Origin of the sequence: Streptomyces sp. NPDC090741 (assembly GCF_044769045.1) — a bacterium.
Taxonomy (GTDB): domain Bacteria; phylum Actinomycetota; class Actinomycetes; order Streptomycetales; family Streptomycetaceae; genus Streptomyces.
On the sequence record NZ_JBIVXF010000001.1, the window covers coordinates 859,858 to 874,413 of the forward strand.

At 72.9% G+C, this 14,556-nt stretch carries 17 protein-coding genes; 9 read left to right on the plus strand and 8 right to left on the minus strand.

From position 1 onward, the window contains the following. The first annotated feature begins 10 nt into the window (after positions 1-10). The 3 genes from ACIQU4_RS03990 (at position 11) to ACIQU4_RS04000 (ending at position 1,632) form a co-directional block, all read left to right on the plus strand. On the plus strand, positions 11-667 hold the full coding sequence (locus ACIQU4_RS03990) for a PH domain-containing protein (RefSeq protein ID WP_403725402.1): 657 nt from the start codon (positions 11-13) through the stop codon (positions 665-667). A 136-nt stretch (positions 668-803) separates the two neighbouring features. After that, positions 804-1,385, plus strand: coding sequence for a VanZ family protein (locus ACIQU4_RS03995; protein WP_403725405.1), 582 nt, complete (start codon positions 804-806; stop codon positions 1,383-1,385). Positions 1,386-1,431: 46 nt separating this feature from the next. Beyond that, a complete protein-coding gene (locus tag ACIQU4_RS04000) occupies positions 1,432-1,632 on the plus strand; it encodes a PspC domain-containing protein (protein WP_030154957.1) in 201 nt (66 codons plus the stop codon). 62 nt (positions 1,633-1,694) lie between these two features. Here ACIQU4_RS04000 and ACIQU4_RS04005 read toward each other — a convergent pair whose 3' ends face one another. The 3 genes from ACIQU4_RS04005 to ACIQU4_RS04015 form a co-directional block, all read right to left on the minus strand. After that, positions 1,695-2,468 carry a hypothetical protein gene (locus ACIQU4_RS04005; protein ID WP_403725408.1) on the minus strand — a complete coding sequence of 258 codons (774 nt, stop codon included), beginning with the start codon at positions 2,466-2,468 and terminating at the stop codon, positions 1,695-1,697. A gap of 154 nt (positions 2,469-2,622) precedes the next feature. After that, positions 2,623-2,901, minus strand: coding sequence for a hypothetical protein (locus tag ACIQU4_RS04010; protein ID WP_119095406.1), 279 nt, complete (start codon positions 2,899-2,901; stop codon positions 2,623-2,625). Between the two features lie 140 nt (positions 2,902-3,041). Continuing rightward, positions 3,042-4,190, minus strand: a complete 1,149-nt coding sequence (locus ACIQU4_RS04015) for an adenosine deaminase (protein ID WP_403725411.1) — start codon at positions 4,188-4,190, stop codon at positions 3,042-3,044. Between the two features lie 113 nt (positions 4,191-4,303). On the opposite strand from ACIQU4_RS04015, the gene ACIQU4_RS04020 reads away from it, so the two are divergent. Both ACIQU4_RS04020 and ACIQU4_RS04025 read left to right on the plus strand, forming a co-directional pair. Next, on the plus strand, positions 4,304-5,035 hold the full coding sequence (locus ACIQU4_RS04020; RefSeq protein ID WP_403725414.1) for an alpha/beta hydrolase: 732 nt from the start codon (positions 4,304-4,306) through the stop codon (positions 5,033-5,035). A gap of 90 nt (positions 5,036-5,125) precedes the next feature. Next, a complete protein-coding gene (locus ACIQU4_RS04025) occupies positions 5,126-5,494 on the plus strand; it encodes a cupin domain-containing protein (protein WP_403725415.1) in 369 nt (122 codons plus the stop codon). 19 nt (positions 5,495-5,513) lie between these two features. On the opposite strand, the gene ACIQU4_RS04030 is transcribed toward ACIQU4_RS04025, so the two are convergent. Together ACIQU4_RS04030 and ACIQU4_RS04035 are read right to left on the minus strand one after the other, a co-directional pair. Beyond that, positions 5,514-6,971 carry a CehA/McbA family metallohydrolase gene (locus tag ACIQU4_RS04030; protein ID WP_403725417.1) on the minus strand — a complete coding sequence of 486 codons (1,458 nt, stop codon included), beginning with the start codon at positions 6,969-6,971 and terminating at the stop codon, positions 5,514-5,516. After that, complete coding sequence (locus tag ACIQU4_RS04035) at positions 6,952-7,308, minus strand: hypothetical protein (protein WP_403725420.1); 357 nt, start codon at positions 7,306-7,308, stop codon at positions 6,952-6,954. Before ACIQU4_RS04035 ends, ACIQU4_RS04030 begins: the two co-directional genes overlap by 20 nt. Before the next feature lie 247 nt (positions 7,309-7,555). On the opposite strand from ACIQU4_RS04035, the gene ACIQU4_RS04040 reads away from it, so the two are divergent. Further along, positions 7,556-8,593, plus strand: coding sequence for a LuxR C-terminal-related transcriptional regulator (locus ACIQU4_RS04040; protein ID WP_403725422.1), 1,038 nt, complete (start codon positions 7,556-7,558; stop codon positions 8,591-8,593). Here the strand turns inward: ACIQU4_RS04040 and ACIQU4_RS04045 are convergent. After that, on the minus strand, positions 8,539-9,543 hold the full coding sequence (locus tag ACIQU4_RS04045) for a LysR family transcriptional regulator (protein ID WP_403725424.1): 1,005 nt from the start codon (positions 9,541-9,543) through the stop codon (positions 8,539-8,541). The two genes, ACIQU4_RS04040 and ACIQU4_RS04045, sit on opposite strands and share 55 nt — an antisense overlap. A 99-nt stretch (positions 9,544-9,642) precedes the next feature. Here ACIQU4_RS04045 and ACIQU4_RS04050 point away from each other — a divergent pair, with 99 nt between their 5' ends. The 3 genes from ACIQU4_RS04050 to ACIQU4_RS04060 all read left to right on the plus strand — a co-directional run bounded on the left by ACIQU4_RS04050 (position 9,643) and on the right by ACIQU4_RS04060 (position 12,905). Beyond that, complete coding sequence (locus ACIQU4_RS04050; RefSeq protein WP_403725425.1) at positions 9,643-10,926, plus strand: MFS transporter; 1,284 nt, start codon at positions 9,643-9,645, stop codon at positions 10,924-10,926. 194 nt (positions 10,927-11,120) lie between these two features. Next, a complete protein-coding gene (locus tag ACIQU4_RS04055) occupies positions 11,121-11,816 on the plus strand; it encodes a L,D-transpeptidase family protein (RefSeq protein ID WP_403725997.1) in 696 nt (231 codons plus the stop codon). Positions 11,817-11,891: 75 nt separating this feature from the next. Next, positions 11,892-12,905: a sigma-70 family RNA polymerase sigma factor gene (locus ACIQU4_RS04060; RefSeq protein WP_403725428.1), complete on the plus strand. Its 1,014-nt coding sequence runs from the start codon at positions 11,892-11,894 to the stop codon at positions 12,903-12,905. On the opposite strand, the gene ACIQU4_RS04065 is transcribed toward ACIQU4_RS04060, so the two are convergent. Together ACIQU4_RS04065 and ACIQU4_RS04070 are read right to left on the minus strand one after the other, a co-directional pair. After that, a complete protein-coding gene (locus ACIQU4_RS04065) occupies positions 12,792-13,172 on the minus strand; it encodes an STAS domain-containing protein (protein WP_403725430.1) in 381 nt (126 codons plus the stop codon). The genes ACIQU4_RS04060 and ACIQU4_RS04065 overlap by 114 nt on opposite strands. Before the next feature lie 92 nt (positions 13,173-13,264). Next, the gene (locus ACIQU4_RS04070; protein ID WP_030154942.1) at positions 13,265-14,542 is read right to left on the minus strand and encodes a thymidine phosphorylase; all 1,278 of its coding nucleotides are present in this window, start codon (positions 14,540-14,542) and stop codon (positions 13,265-13,267) included. Between the last annotated feature and the right edge of the window lie 14 nt (positions 14,543-14,556).

The following is a 14,556-nucleotide window of genomic DNA, read 5'->3' on the forward strand; positions in this document are numbered from 1 at the left end:
AATCGGCCTCATGAGCAGCCAGCAGCCCCCCGAAGAGCCGGCGTACGAAGACCGGGTCTACCGCTCCCCCATGGCCGTCGTCACGGGGGTCCTGCTGCTCGCGCTCATCGCGTGGCTGTGCGGGGACGCCATCGTGCGGGGGTCGGGGAACGCCCCGTGGTTCGCCGCGGCGATCGCCCTGCTGGCCGTACCGCTGGTCGTGGCGTTCACGATCCGCCCGGCCGTCTTCGCCAATGACGACCGGATGCGCGTGCGGAACCCCTTCCGGATCATCGAGCTGCCCTGGGCCTCCGTGGACGCGGTGCGCGCCGGGTACTCGGCGGAGGTGCTGGCCGGGGGCTCGAAGTACCAGCTGTGGTCCGTCCCGGTCTCGCTGCGCGAGCGGAAGAAGGCGAGCCGGCAGCAGAGCCGGCAGGCGCTCTCCCGCCGCGGCGGGCTCACCGGCAAGGGGGCCGCGGGTTCGCCGGGCAAGGCCGGCCCGACCGCCTCCGCCGAACCGCAGCGGGCCCAGGCCGACCAGGTCGTGAACGAGTTGCGGGAGCTGGCCGAGCGCGGTGCCTCGCGGGCCGGCGCCCAGGGCGGCGTGCGCGTGCGGTGGTCGTACGAGGTCCTCGCCCCCGTCGCCCTCGGCGTGGTGTTCCTGATCGTGCTGCTCGTCATCGGCTGACGCCTGCCTGGCCCGTCCGTCGCGGACCCGTACCGGCCCACCTGCACCGGCCCCCGGCCCCCCGTACGGGTTGATGCGAGCCCGCTCACAGGATCCGACCGGAACCGCGGCCACCGGGGCCTGCGTCCTCGCACATGTGCAGCGCAACGAGGTCGGCCGCAGTGCCGCCACCGCCATTCACCTCCGGCTCCGGCTCCTGGGCGGGGGGCTGCTGGTCGCCCATCTCCTCCTCGTCGGCTGGCTCACTCTGCGGCCCCTGGACGTGCCCTGGGCGGCCGCGGCCAATCTGAGCCCGCTGGAGGGGATCCGGGCGGACCTCTCGTACGGACCGCTGGAGGCGGCCCGGCGGATCGGCGAGGCGCTGGCGCTGCTGGCCCCGCTCGGGGTGCTGCTGCCGCTCGTCAACGGGAACCTGGCGCCTTCGCCGCTGGCAGCGTGGTCCTCGCTGGGCCGGACCGCCGCCGCGGGGGTGCTGGTCTCGCTCCTCATCGAGATGCTCCAGAGCTCTGTCCCCGGGCAGGTGGTCGACGTGGACTCGGTCCTGCTGAACGGGCTGGGCGTCGTACTCGCGCACGTGGCCGTCGTACCGGCGCTGCGTGCGCGGCTGCGGCGCTCGCGGCGCTCCGAGCAGTCCTCTCAGGGGTCCACCCCGAGAATTCCCAGGGTCGGGCTCGGCCCCTGGACCGACGTTTTGTCGGCGGTGCCGCGGGAGTATTGAGGCATCGCGGGAAAGCCTCCCGCCGGATGCCACAGAGGAGAACCCCATGAGCGCGATTGTCCGCCCCCGTGACGGCCGCTGGATCGGCGGCGTCTGCGCCGGACTGGCGCGTCGCTTCGGAATATCCGCGAACACGATGCGCGTCATTTTCGTCGTCTCGTGCCTGCTGCCCGGCCCGCAGTTCCTGATCTACCTGGCGCTGTGGCTGCTGCTGCCGAACGAGAAGTCCGCCTCGAACGCCTGGTAAGAGGCGCCGTAAAAGGCCCCGTAAACGCCCGGCAAAGCGGTCGCGGCGGAAAGCCCGGGGCGTCAGCTCGAGCCGCGGACCTTCTCCAGCTGCTTGTCCGCCACCTCTTGCGGGACCAGAGCCTTCTGCCGGGCCCCGGCGACGTTGAGGGCCATCAGCCGTACGACGGTGGCGCCCTGACGGACGACGACCACGTGGACCTGGGCCGAGACGCCCTGGGCGGCCGCGGTGGTGGTCCAGCTGACGGTCTCGTCGCCGGCCGTCTTGTACTCGGCGGCCCGTACCTCGCGGTAGCTGCCGCTCTGCTTGTCGACGGTGGCGGTGAAGCCCGTACCGCAAGCGCCCACGGCGCTGCGGAGGCGGGCGATGAGTGCCTTGGCGTCGCTCTCGGCGTACGAGCTGACGGAGGCGGAGACTGCGAGTCCGACCTGCTTCTGGGAGCCGATGCCGCGGTTGACGGTCTCGCGGGCGGCCGGGTCCGGCTGGTCGCCCATGATGTCGGCCAGGGGCTGGCAGGCCTTGCGGTCGGCCTGGGGCTGGCCGTCGGGGGCGTTCGGGTTCTTGCCCTGCGCGGAGACCTGGTAGCCGGGCAGATCGCCCTGTTCGAGCGCGGAGCGCTCCAGCTTGCCCGCCCCGGCCTTCGGCGCGGCCGAGCCGCTCGGGGCGGAGCCCGGGGACGCGGCGGCCGAGCCCGCGGGGGCGGATCCCTTGGGGTCGGGCGTCTTGCCGGCCGCGGGGGCGTCCTTGTTGCTGCTGCACCCGACGGCCCCCAGGAGGAGGGCGGGGAGCAGGGCGGCGGTGGCCGCTGCGACCGTGACTCGTGCCTTCAAGCGCATGACCGATGACCTCATACCCAGTGCGTCGGCGGGCAGTTGGTGGTGATCGTGGCACACGCCACGACGTGGCACACACCCGATCGAACCGGCGTGCGCCACGTGCGTGCGCGTGCGAAAAATCCGCAGACGAGTCCGCGGAGGGGTCCGGCGGCGATCAGCCGCCGAGCGCGCTCTGGAGGGGCAGGCCGCCGAGCGTGGGGCCGACCGCGTCGGTGAGCTGGTTGAGGGGGGCGGCCGGGTCGCTCTGCTGCTGGCCGTCCTCCGCGCTGACGTGCTGCTGGCTCGTCAGCCCCTGGGCGGCGCCGGTCACGGTGCCCAGCGCGTCAGAGAGGCCGATCGCGGGCACGGCGGCCGAGGCGGAGCCCGCGGCGGCGGCGACGAAGGCGGCGCCGAGAGCGGCGGCACCGAGGGTCTTGGCAGCTGACTTCTTCATGAAGATTTAGTCCTTGCGACGGGGAATTGAGCGGCTCCGCAAACTAGTCACTTCAAACCCCCGCCCGCAAACATACGTAAATACGAGAAAGCGCCCGGGAATTGCTCCTCCCGGGCGCTTTCCGTCTGTCATGCCATGGCCTAAGCCGAGACAGAACCGCTGGTCGAAGCGGTCTGCTGGAACAGCCACTCCGACTTCAGCTCCGCATAACCGGGCTTGATGACCTCATTGATCATGGCCAGTCGTTCATCGAAAGGAATGAACGCGGACTTCATCGCATTGACGGTGAACCACTGCATGTCGTCGAGCGCGTAGCCGAAGGTGTCGACCAGGTGCTCGAACTCACGGCTCATGCTGGTGCCGCTCATCAGCCGGTTGTCGGTGTTGACCGTCAGCCTGAAGTGCAGCTTCCGCAGCAGGCCGATCGGGTGCTCGGCGTACGAGGCGGCCGCGGCGGTCTGCAGGTTCGAGGTGGGGCACATCTCCAGGGGGATGCGCTTGTCCCGGACGTACGAGGCCAGCCGGCCCAGCTTCACGGAACCGTCGGCGGCGACCTCGATATCGTCGATGATCTTCACGCCGTGGCCCAGGCGGTCGGCGCCGCACCACTGCAGGGCCTGCCAGATCGACGGCAGGCCGAAGGCCTCGCCCGCGTGGATGGTGAAGTGGTTGTTCTCGCGCTTGAGGTACTCGAACGCATCCAGGTGGCGGGTGGGAGGGAACCCGGCCTCGGCGCCGGCGATGTCGAAGCCGACCACGCCGTTGTCGCGGTAGCGGTTCGCCAGCTCGGCGATCTCCAGCGCACGGGCGGCGTGGCGCATCGCGGTGAGCAGGGCGCCGACGCGGATGCGGTGGCCGTTGGCCTTCGCGCGGCGCTCGCCCTCGCGGAAGCCGTCGTTCACGGCCTCGACGACCTCTTCGAGGGTCAGGCCGGCTTCGAGGTGCTGCTCGGGCGCGTAGCGGATCTCGGCGTACACGACGCCGTCCTCGGCCAGGTCCTCTGCGCACTCGGCGGCGACGCGGAACAGGGCCGCCTTCGTCTGCATGACGGCGCACGTGTGCGCGAACGTCTCCAGGTAGCGCGGCAGGGAGCCGGAGTCGGCGGCTTCGCGGAACCAGATGCCGAGCTTGTCGGCGTCGGTCTCGGGGAGGTTCTCGTAGCCGGCCTCCCGGGCCAGCTCGATGATGGTCCCGGGGCGCAGGCCACCGTCGAGGTGGTCGTGGAGCAGCACCTTCGGGGAGCGGCGGATCTGATCCGGGGTGGGCAGGTTGGGGGTCTCGCTCGTCATCCGGGCACTCTACTCCTACGCGCGTAGAGCAGCGCGTCGGCGACAGGGGTCGATACGTAACAGAGACCGTACGCACGGGTCGCGTACACCTGTCAGTCTGAGAGTGTTCGGCCATGGCACAGCATGCGCCGCCGGCGCGCGGTGCCCGCCTGGGGCGGGCGGCCGGCGCGAACGGCTCGGTCTCGACGGGCAGCACGGTCAACGGAGTCGTCCTCTTACTCCCCGGTAGATCCAGATTGTCCCCCGGTCCGGTGCGTCCGCTCGCGCGGGCACTGGTGCGGGCCGGCGGGGCGGACGGGCTGGTCGCGCACACCGTGCTGCACGGCAGGGGGGCCTGCCGGGAGGACGACGCCCGGTGGGCGGCGGACGAGGTGGTGCGCAGGTACGGGGACGTGCCGGTGTGCCTCGCCGGATACGACGCGGGCGGCCGGGCGGCGCTGCGGGCGGCGGGCCACGAGGCCGTCAACTCGGTGCTGGCGCTTGCCCCTTCCTTGGGAGAGGCGGTCTCGCCGGACTCCCCGGAACCGGTGAAACAGCTGTCGGGGCGGCAGGTGCTGATCGTGCACGGGACGAACGACGCGCACAGCGACCCGGAAGCATCGTTTCGGCTGGCGGCGCAGGCGAAGAAGGCGAACCGCTCGACGTGCCGGTTCGAGGTGCACTCGGACGGCCACCGGCTGCGCGAGCACCAGGCGGAAGTCGTGGCGCTGTCCGTGGATTTCGTCCTGGGGGCGATGTTCTCGGGGCGGTTTTCGCGGCCGGTGACGGACGCGCTGGCGGCGCCGCCGCCACTGGGGCTGCGGATGCCGCTCGCGGCGGGCTTCGGGCGCTCCCTGCGGGGCTGAGGGGCCGCGGCGGGCGAATGGGCCGCCGGGCCGCCCGAGCGTAAAGTGAGGAGTGGACTCGGGGCTCTTCTCTGCGGGAGGCGATGCGGCATGGCCGCGATCGTGCGCAAGAGCTTCGACCAAGCGGACGAGACCCGTCCGTTCGCGGACGGCAAGGGCCGGCTCGACGTCATCCAGACCGACGGCGGAGCCGTGGGCCGCGCGGTCTTCGAGCCGGGCTGGCGCTGGTCGGAGCACATCAAGCCGCTGGCGGGCACGGACAGCTGCGAGGCCGCACACACGGGTTACGTGGTGAGCGGCCGGATGAAGGTCGTCATGGACGACGGGGCCAGCGAGGAGTACGGCCCCGGCGACTTCATGCAGATCGAGCCCGGACACGACGCCTGGGTCCTCGGCGACGAGCAGTGCGTGGCGGTCGACTGGACCGGCTTCGTCACGTACGCGAAGCCGGCCTCCTGACCTCCGGGTACCTCAACGGTCACCCCGTGGGCAGCCACACCGGGTTCGTGAACGCCGCCAGGGCGCCCGGGAGCGGCGGGAGCGTGGCGGGGTGGCGGACCTCGGCCCGTACGTAGGCCGAGCGGGTGGGGCTGGTGCGCCATTCCAGGGCGGCGTCCGACGAGGTCACGGCCGGGCCCTGGTCGGTGATCAGCCGCAGTTCGCAGCCCGGGGCGCCCGTGGCCGTGAGCCGGATCAGGACGTCCGCGTCCGGGGCCACCCGCAGCGTCTCCCCGATGCCGGCGTGCTCCCCGTGCGGGCCCACCGCCTCGAAGGCGACCGAGACCTGGACGGACTCGGCCCCGTAGGACCGCCCGGCCCGCATCCCCGCGAGGATCGCCTCCCGGGTCAGGTCCTCGGCCAGGACCACGGTCTGCGGGCCGCCGATGCGGTCCGGGTCGCGGTGGTGGTCGCTGTTGGCCACGGCCGGCAGCCACCGCTCGCCGTCGGCGCCGCGCAGGGTGGCGTCCCAGGAGGCCAGGGAGACCTCGTCGTCGGGGGTCCAGGGGCCGTTCCACACCTCCACGGCGTCGGCCTCGCCGAAGCCGAACTTCCAGGCGCAGCCGATGCAGGTGGCGTGCGGGTGGGCGGGTACGACCAGGCCGCCCGCGCCCCGGATCGTACGGGCGAACCGGCCGAAGCGGTTCTCGCGGGCCCGGTAGCGCCAGTCGACGAAGGCGCCCGGGTCGGTGCCGACGGCCAGGACGTGGCCGGTGCGGGTGGTGATCTCCTCGCCGGTCAGGATCAGCAGGTCCGGCGAGAGCGCGTCGGCCCAGGCGGCGTGCGCGCTGTGGGTGTTGTGCTCCGAGGAGTTGATGAAGTCCAGGCCGGCCGCGCGGGCCAGGCCGGCTATCTCGGCCGGGGTGCGCCGCCCGTCGGAGTGCACCGAGTGGATGTGGCAGTCGCCTCGGTACCAGGCCCGGCCGCGGCCCCGGGCGCGCTGGGGCGGGTGGACCGGGCGGGCAGTGGTGCCCGGCTCGCCGAAGGTGAAGCGGGCGGTGATCTCGTACGGGAGTCCCTGCGGGGCGACGGTGTAGGGACCGAGCAGGACGTGCCAGCGGCCGGCGCCGATCGGGCCGGGCAGGTAGCCGGGGGTCGCCTCGTCGGCGCGCAGGAAGAACTCGCTGCGGGCGCCGCCGGACCAGCCGCGGAAGCCGCGGCCGCCGAGGGCGGTGCCGTGCTGGTCGAAGATGCCGATGTCGAGGGCGTTTCCGGGGGTGCCGGGCGGTACGGGCGGCTTGCCGTACGTGTACGCCACTCTCAACTCACGTACACCGCGCGGTACATCGAGGGGTATCTCCACGAAGTCCGGGGCGCCCGGGGGGATCGTGCCGGTCAGGATCCGGGTGTCCGGCGAGGGCGCGGACAGGTGCGGGGTGGTGACTGCGGCGGCGCCGGACACACCGGTCGCCAGAACTTCACGCCTCGTGAGGGCCATACCCCCACGGTGGCGGCGGTACGTGAATCCCGTGTGAATCCGGGGTGAGGGGTCCCGGTCGGCCGAGCAGGGCCGCGGCCCGGTCCAGGACGGCCTCGTCCATGAGGGCGGTGACGGCCGTGGCGGGGGTGCCGGGCAGGCCGAGGGTCTCGTTGGCGCGGGCGGCGGCGAGCGCTCCGGCGGGGTCGAAGCCGAAGGCGCGGGCCCGTCCGCGGCGGACGGCGTCCAGCCGGCCGACGGCGCCGACCAGGCGGCTGTGGTCGCGCCGGTCCGCCGGTACCCGCCGCTCCGCCCCCTCACGGTCGGACGGCACCGGCGGACCCGGCGCGACCACCACGGTGCGCGCGCCTGCCCGTCGGGCGGGCGGCCACCACGGCGGGGCGCGGGCTCAGCAGGACCGCCATGGGCCCCCGCCCGGTCCCGCACCCCGCTCCCGCTCCCCCGTCACCGCGTTTCCCCCTTCACCCGGTGTCACCACTGTGCCGGTTCGGCATATGTGCACGGCGCCCGATAGGGCGTCGTCTTGCCGCCTTGCGGGAACACGAGGGGTTTATAAACATCCTCAAGCCGGGACGAATACGCCTATGCCAGCCGACGAAGCCGAACCGCCGTCCGGAGGCGACCTGAGCCGCGCCGCCCGGCGGCTGTACGCGTACGCCGTGGAGCGGCACTCGTTCGCCGAGGCCGAGGCGACCGGGGACCTCGGGGTGCGGGCGGCCGCGGCGATCACCGAGCTGGCTGCCGCGCACCTGTTGCAGCGGGCCCCCGGCGGCGGCCCGGAGCGGTGGAGCGCGGTCGCGCCGCGGACGGCGGCGGCCCGGGCGCTGGCCCCGCTGGCCCTGCTCGTACGGGAGACCCACGACGAGATGGACCGGCTGCGCGGGCGGCTGGAGACGCTGGTCCCGGCGTACGAGGCGGGGGCGGCGCACCTCGAACGGAACGGGTCGGGGCGGGCGGAGCTGGAGCTGGTCACCGACCTGGGGGCGGCGCGCGCTCTGATCGCGGAGCTTGTCGCGGAGTGCGGGCAGGAGCTGCTGGCCTCGCAGCCGGGCGGGGGCCGGCCGCTGGAGACGCTGGAAGAGGCGATCGGGCGGGACGAGTCGCTGCTGGCGCGCGGGGTGCGGATGCGCACGATCTACCAGCACACGGCGCGCTACTCGCGGCCCACGGCGGCGTACGTGGAGCGGGTGACGGCACTGGGCGCTCGGGTACGGACGCTGGGCGACGGGCTGATGCGGATGCTGGTCTTCGACGGGCACACGGGGCTGATGTCGGTGCCGGACCGCGCCGGGGCGGCGCTGGTGGTGCGGGAGCCGGCGGTGGTGCACTTCATGACGTCGGCGTTCGAGCGCTCGTGGGTGGCGGCGGAGCCCTTCCCGACGACGGTGAGCCCGGAGGCGGCACGCTCGCTCTCGGACGAGCTGCGGCAGCTGATCGTACGGCTGCTGGCGGAGGGGCTGGAGGACAAGGTGATCGCGCGCCGGCTGGGCATGTCGGAACGCACCTGCCAGCGCCACATCGCGGAGATCATGCGGGCGGTGGGCGCCAAGTCCCGCTTCCAGGCGGGCTACTTGCTCTCCGCGGCGCCGGCGCCGGATCCCGAGGGCGGCGCCGGATCCTGACCGGGGTTCCCGAGGTGCCCGCCGTGCAGCTCCGGGATGAGGCGGCCGCGGCGGGAGAGCAGGAAACGCTTGAACTCGGCCACCGGGCGGGTGTCGGGGTGGCCGTCCAGCCAGGCCACGCCGATCTCGCGGACCGCTCGGGGAGCCGTCACCGTCAGCTCGACCACGCCGGGGCGGGCCACGGCCGGGGGTGGCAGCAGGGCCACGCCGAGGCCCGCCGCGACCAGGCCGCGCAGGGTCTCCGCCTCCTCGCCCTCGAAGGCCACCCGCGGGGTGAACCCGGCCTCCGCGCACAGGTCGTCGGTGATGCGGCGCAGGCCGTAGCCGGCCTCCAGGGTGACGAAGGTTTCCTCGGCGGCCTCGGCGAGGCGGATGCGCTTGCGGCCGGCCAGCCGGTGGTCGTCGGGGACGACGAGGCGCAGCCTCTGCTCGTCGAGGCGGCGGGCGACCAGGTCGGGCGCGTCCGGGAGCGGTGAGGTCAGGCAGAGGTCGAGCTCGCCGGCCCGCAGTTTCTCCAGCATGGCCTCGCCGTAGTTCTGCACCAGGGAGAAGCGCACGCGCGGGTGGTCGGCGCGGAAGGCGCGGATCAGGCCGGGTACGGTCTCGGGGCCGAGGGTGTGCAGGAAGCCGAACGCCACCTTGCCGAGGGCCGGATCGGCGTCCAGCTGCACCGACTCGGCGGCGCGGGCGATCTCCGCGAGGGCCCGCTCGGCCGAGGCGAGGAAGGTCCGGCCGGCCGTGGTGAGGGCGACGGTGCGGCCCTTGCGGGCGAACAGCGTGACGCCGAGGTCCTGTTCGAGCCGGACCATGGCCCGGGAGAGGGTGGACTGCGGGACGCCCAGCTCGTGCGCGGCGCGGGTGACGTGCTCGTGGCGGGCGACGGCGGCGAAGTACGCGAGGCGAGGTGCCAGCAAACCTGTCACCGCGATGTCTTCTTCGTAACGGTTCATTAACAGACACCCTTCTGAGCTGCGGTCATGCAGCAGTGGATTGATTATCGCGATTCTGTGCATTGGACGCATGAAACGCGGCGGGTCTACGGTCTTTGCATGCCTCCCGTTCATACCGGGGCACCCGTCACCACGGGTGCCTCCACCCCGTCGTCTCCTGCCGCACCGGAAGCCCACGCACCCGGCCGCCCCGGCTACCGCCGGATGAGCCTCGCGCTCTTCGCCGCCGGACTCGCGACCTTCGCCCTCCTCTACTCCACCCAGGCGCTGCTGCCCGCGATCTCCGACGGGTTCGGGGTGACGGCGGGTCAGGCCAGCTGGACCGTGTCCGCGGCCACCGGCGCCCTCGCCCTGTTCGTCCTGCCGCTCAGCGCGCTCTCCGAGCGCTTCGGGCGGACCCGGATGATGACGGTCTCCATGCTGGTCGCCGTCGGCGTCGGCCTCCTCGTACCGTTCGCGCCGAACCTGGAGTGGCTGGTGGCGCTGCGCGCCGTCCAGGGCGCGGCGATCGCCGGCATCCCGGCCTCCGCGATGGCGTACCTGGCGGAGGAGGTCAAGCCGAAGGCGCTGGTGGGCGCGATCGGCCTGTTCGTGGCGGGCAACTCCATCGGCGGCATGAGCGGCCGCCTCGTCACCGGCTGGGCGGCCCAGGCGTGGGGCTGGCGCGGCGGGCTGCTGGCCGTCGGCGTCATGGCGCTGGCCTGCGCGGCGGCGTTCCTCGTCCTGCTCCCCCGGGCCCGGTTCTTCCGCCCGGCCTCGCTGAACCCGCGCGCGGTCGGCCGTACGGTCGCCGGGCACCTGCGGGATCCGCTGCTGCTGCGCCTGTACGGGATCGGCGCGCTGTTCATGACCGTCTTCGGGGCCGTCTACACCGTCATCGGCTACCGGCTGGTCGACGAGCCGTTCTCCCTGGGGCAGGGCGTGATCGGGTCGATCTTCCTGATCTACCTGGTCGGTACGGTCTCCTCGGCGGCCGCCGGGCAGCTGGTGGCCCGGGCGGGGCGGCGCGGAGCGCTGTACCTGGCGGTGACCACGACCGCGCTGGGCCTGCTGCTGTCGCTGGCGGACTCGCTGGCCGCGATCCTCGTCGGGCTGGTCCTGATCACCGCCGGCTTCTTCGCGGGCCACGCGGTGGCGTCCGCCGCGGTGAGCCGGACCGCGACGTCGGGCCGCGCGCAGGCCTCGGCGCTGTACCAGTCGGCGTACTACCTGGGCTCCAGCGCGGGCGGCACGCTCGGTGCGCTCGCCTACCACTCGGCGGGCTGGGCGGCGACGGTGGGCATCGCGCTGCTGGCCGTGCTCGGCGTCGTGTCGATCACCCTGTACGGCTCGCACGCGGCGCGCGCCGAGCGGCGTCACGGCTCGCTGGCCGCCGCACGCTGATACGGCCGCGTAGGGATCGGTGCGTACGGCATCGGTACGAGCGGAATTACGGAGCCCGGAGGCGCAAGCCGCCCCGGGCTCCGGCGCGTTGCCCCTCCCCGCCGGGAAGGAATGGGGGTGGGAGGGAGTACGACGTGACATTGATGCGGATGCGTACGGGGCGGATGCGTACGGGGCGGATGCGTACGGGGCGGATGCGTACGGGACGACGTGCGGTGGCGGTGGTCTGCGGGGCGGTGGCGCTCGCGGTCCCGCTGGTGGTCGGCGGGGGCGGGGCGGCGCGGGCCGCCGGCTCGTGCAACGTGACCACGGGGCCGTACCAGCGGCAGGTGGAGCAGTTCCTGGGGCGGCCGGTCGACGGGTCGCAGTCCGCGGCCGACTGCCAGGCGATCAAGGCGTTCCAGGCGAACCACGGGATCACCCCGACCGCGGGGTACGCCGGGCCGCTCACCTGGCAGACGATGAGCACCATGCTGGCGCAGCGGGAGGCGGGCACGACCCCGAACAGGGACGGGAAGTGCCCGGCGGACCTGGGCCGGATCGCCTGCGTCGACCTGACCCGCCAGCTCAGCTGGGTCCAGGACGGCGCCGCCCTGAAGTACGGCCCGGTGCCGGTGCGCACCGGGAAGGACGGCACCGAGACCCGGACCGGCCTGAAGCGGATCTACTACCGCAGCATCGACCACTGGTCGACCATCTACGACGTGTCGATGCCGTACGCGCAGTTCTTCGACGGCGGGATCGCCTTCCACTCGGTGGAGAAGAGCATGTGGAACCCGCCGGGGTCGGGCGGCTGCGTGAACATGCGGCTCGCGGACGCCAAGGCGTACTGGAACCTGCTGGCCAAGGGGGACGACGTGTACGTGTACGGCCGCAAGCCGGGTACGTAGCGGGCGGCGTCCGGCTGCCGTTGTCAGACCCCTCGGGTAGCTTCGGGATATCGGACCTACTGGGGGAAGACAGCCATGAGTGACGTCGCCACGAGTATCGAATCCGACCTGGACGCGGCGATGGACCGGTACCGGGTCGAGCTCACCGGCTACTGCTACCGCATGCTCGGCTCCTCCTTCGACGCCGAGGACGCGGTGCAGGACACGTACGTCCGTGCCTGGCGCAGCTTCGAGAAGTTCGAGGGCAGATCCTCGCTGCGCTCGTGGCTGTACCGGATCGCCACGAACGTCTGCCTGGACCTGCTGAGCGCGGGGAAGAAGCGGGCCCGCCCGATGGACCTCAGTGCTCCGCAGCACCAGGCGTCGGCGGTGCTCAATGAGCGGCCGGAGGTGACGTGGCTGGAGCCGGTGCCGGACGGGCGGGTGCTGCCGCAGACCGCCGATCCGGCGGAGATGGCGCTGGCGAAGGAGTCCGTACGGCTGGCGTTCGTGGCGGCGCTGCAGCACCTGCCGGCGAAGCAGCGGGCGGTGCTGATCCTGCGCGAGGTGCTGGCGTGGAAGGCGGACGAGGTCGCGACCCTGCTGGACACGACGGTGGCGTCGGTGAACAGCGCTCTCCAGCGGGCCCGTGCGACGCTCTCGGCGAGCCGGATGCGCGAGAGCGACGCGGCGGACCCGCTGGACGCGGAGCAGGTGAAACTGCTGGAGCAGTACCTCTCCGCCTTCGAGGCGTACGACATCTCGCGGCTGACCACCCTGCTGCACGAGGACGCGGTGCTGTCGATGCCGCCGTTCGACCTGTGGCTCCGGGGGCCCGCCGACATCGCGGCCTGGCATCTGAACCAGGGCATCGGCTGCAAGGGCTCCCGCCTGGTCCCGACGACGGCGAACGGCCTGCCGGCCTTCGGCCAGTACCGGCCGCGGGAGGACGGGAAGCCGGGGCACGTGCCGTGGGCGCTCCAGGTCCTGGAGATCTCAGAGGGGCGGATCACCGGGCTCAACGCCTTCCTGGACACCGACCGCTGGTTCCCGCTCTTCGGCCTCCCCGAGCAGCTGGAGGAGTCCGACGAGCTCCAGCAGGGCGCGTAGCTCAGGTCCGGCCCCGGTCACCCGCAGCGGCCGCCCCCCGGCGGCGAACCGCAACCGGGCCAGCACCTCGACGGTGCCCAGGTCCGCCGCGGTGACGGCGCCGACGTCGCACTCCACGGCGGCGGCCCCGTCCTCGTACAGCCGCACCAGGCGCGCGCACAGCCCCTCCACATCCCGCAAGGCCTCTCCGGCTCCGGGCAGCACGAGTCGCATGATCTCCACGAGGGGATGACTGCCGCGCCCGCCCGAACTCATCGGCGGGCTCATCGGCGGGCTCATCGGCGGCTCGTCCGCGTACGAAAAAACGCCGGCGCGGCTCCGGACGGGGAGCCGCGCCGACGCGTAGAGGGGGCCGCGGGTCAGGCGATGCGGTCCAGGACGATCGGCGTGGCGGAGAACGCCGTGCCGGCCGGGGCGATGTCGTACGTGCCCTCCAGGGAGGCCAGGGCGTACTCGAACTTCTCCGGGGTGTCCGTGTGCAGGGTCATCAGCGGCTGGCCGGCGACCACGGTGTCGCCGGGCTTGGCGTGGAGCTCGATGCCCGCGCCCGCCTGCACCGGGTCCTCCTTGCGCGCGCGGCCGGCGCCCAGGCGCCAGGCGCCCACGCCGACGCCGTACGCGTCAAGGCGGGTCAGGACGCCCGAGGAGGGGGCGGTGACCACGTGCTGCTCGCGGGCCACCGGGAGGGCCGCGTCCGGGTCGCCGCCCTGGGCGGAGATCATCCGGCGCCAGACGTCCATGGCGGAGCCGTCGGCGAGGGCCTTGGCCGGGTCGGCGTCCTTGATGCCCGCCGCGTCCAGCATCTCGCGGGCGAGCGCCAGGGTCAGCTCGACGACGTCGGAGGGGCCGCCGCCGGCCAGGACCTCGACCGACTCGCGGATCTCCAGCGCGTTGCCGGCCGTCAGGCCGAGCGGGGTGGACATGTCGGTGAGCAGGGCGATGGTCTTGACGCCGCTGTCCGTGCCGAGGGCGACCATCGTCGAGGCGAGCTCGCGCGCGTCCTCGATGTTCTTCATGAACGCGCCGGTGCCGACCTTCACGTCGAGGACGAGCGAACCCGTGCCCTCGGCGATCTTCTTCGACATGATCGAGGAGGCGATCAGCGGGATGGCCTCGACGGTGCCCGTCACATCGCGCAGCGCGTACAGCTTCTTGTCGGCGGGGGCCAGGCCGTCGCCCGCCGCGCAGATGACCGCGCCCGTGGTGTCCAGGACGTGCAGCATCTCCTCGTTGGAGAGCAGCGCGCGCCAGCCGGGGATGGACTCCAGCTTGTCCAGGGTGCCGCCGGTGTGGCCGAGGCCGCGGCCCGACAGCTGCGGCACGGCCGCGCCGCAGGCGGCGACGAGCGGGGCCAGCGGCAGGGTGATCTTGTCGCCGACGCCGCCCGTGGAGTGCTTGTCCGCGGTCGGGCGGGACAGGGAGTCGAAGTTCATCCGCTCGCCCGAGGCGATCATCGCTGCGGTCCAGCGCTTGATCTCGGCCCGGTTCATGCCGTTCAGCAGGATGGCCATCGCCAGCGCCGACATCTGCTCGTCGGCGACGACACCGCGCGTGTACGCGTCGATGACCCAGTCGATCTGCTCGGGGCTCAGCTCGCCCCGGTCACGCTTCGTTCGGATGACGGAGATGACGTCCATGTGGTGCTTCCTTC

Excerpts from the sequence above, each read along its gene's own strand:
- ACIQU4_RS03990 (WP_403725402.1), top strand. The coding sequence starts at position 11 with ATGAGCAGCCAGCAGCCCCCCGAAGAGCCGGCGTACGAAGACCGGGTC.
- ACIQU4_RS04000 (WP_030154957.1), top strand. The coding sequence starts at position 1,432 with ATGAGCGCGATTGTCCGCCCCCGTGACGGCCGCTGGATCGGCGGCGTC.
- ACIQU4_RS04005 (WP_403725408.1), bottom strand. The coding sequence starts at position 2,468 with ATGCGCTTGAAGGCACGAGTCACGGTCGCAGCGGCCACCGCCGCCCTG.
- ACIQU4_RS04010 (WP_119095406.1), bottom strand. The coding sequence starts at position 2,901 with ATGAAGAAGTCAGCTGCCAAGACCCTCGGTGCCGCCGCTCTCGGCGCC.
- ACIQU4_RS04015 (WP_403725411.1), bottom strand. The coding sequence starts at position 4,190 with ATGACGAGCGAGACCCCCAACCTGCCCACCCCGGATCAGATCCGCCGC.
- ACIQU4_RS04020 (WP_403725414.1), top strand. The coding sequence starts at position 4,304 with ATGGCACAGCATGCGCCGCCGGCGCGCGGTGCCCGCCTGGGGCGGGCG.
- ACIQU4_RS04025 (WP_403725415.1), top strand. The coding sequence starts at position 5,126 with ATGGCCGCGATCGTGCGCAAGAGCTTCGACCAAGCGGACGAGACCCGT.
- ACIQU4_RS04030 (WP_403725417.1), bottom strand. The coding sequence starts at position 6,971 with ATGGCCCTCACGAGGCGTGAAGTTCTGGCGACCGGTGTGTCCGGCGCC.
- ACIQU4_RS04040 (WP_403725422.1), top strand. The coding sequence starts at position 7,556 with ATGCCAGCCGACGAAGCCGAACCGCCGTCCGGAGGCGACCTGAGCCGC.
- ACIQU4_RS04045 (WP_403725424.1), bottom strand. The coding sequence starts at position 9,543 with ATGAACCGTTACGAAGAAGACATCGCGGTGACAGGTTTGCTGGCACCT.
- ACIQU4_RS04050 (WP_403725425.1), top strand. The coding sequence starts at position 9,643 with ATGCCTCCCGTTCATACCGGGGCACCCGTCACCACGGGTGCCTCCACC.
- ACIQU4_RS04055 (WP_403725997.1), top strand. The coding sequence starts at position 11,121 with ATGCGTACGGGACGACGTGCGGTGGCGGTGGTCTGCGGGGCGGTGGCG.
- ACIQU4_RS04060 (WP_403725428.1), top strand. The coding sequence starts at position 11,892 with ATGAGTGACGTCGCCACGAGTATCGAATCCGACCTGGACGCGGCGATG.
- ACIQU4_RS04065 (WP_403725430.1), bottom strand. The coding sequence starts at position 13,172 with ATGAGCCCGCCGATGAGTTCGGGCGGGCGCGGCAGTCATCCCCTCGTG.
- ACIQU4_RS04070 (WP_030154942.1), bottom strand. The coding sequence starts at position 14,542 with ATGGACGTCATCTCCGTCATCCGAACGAAGCGTGACCGGGGCGAGCTG.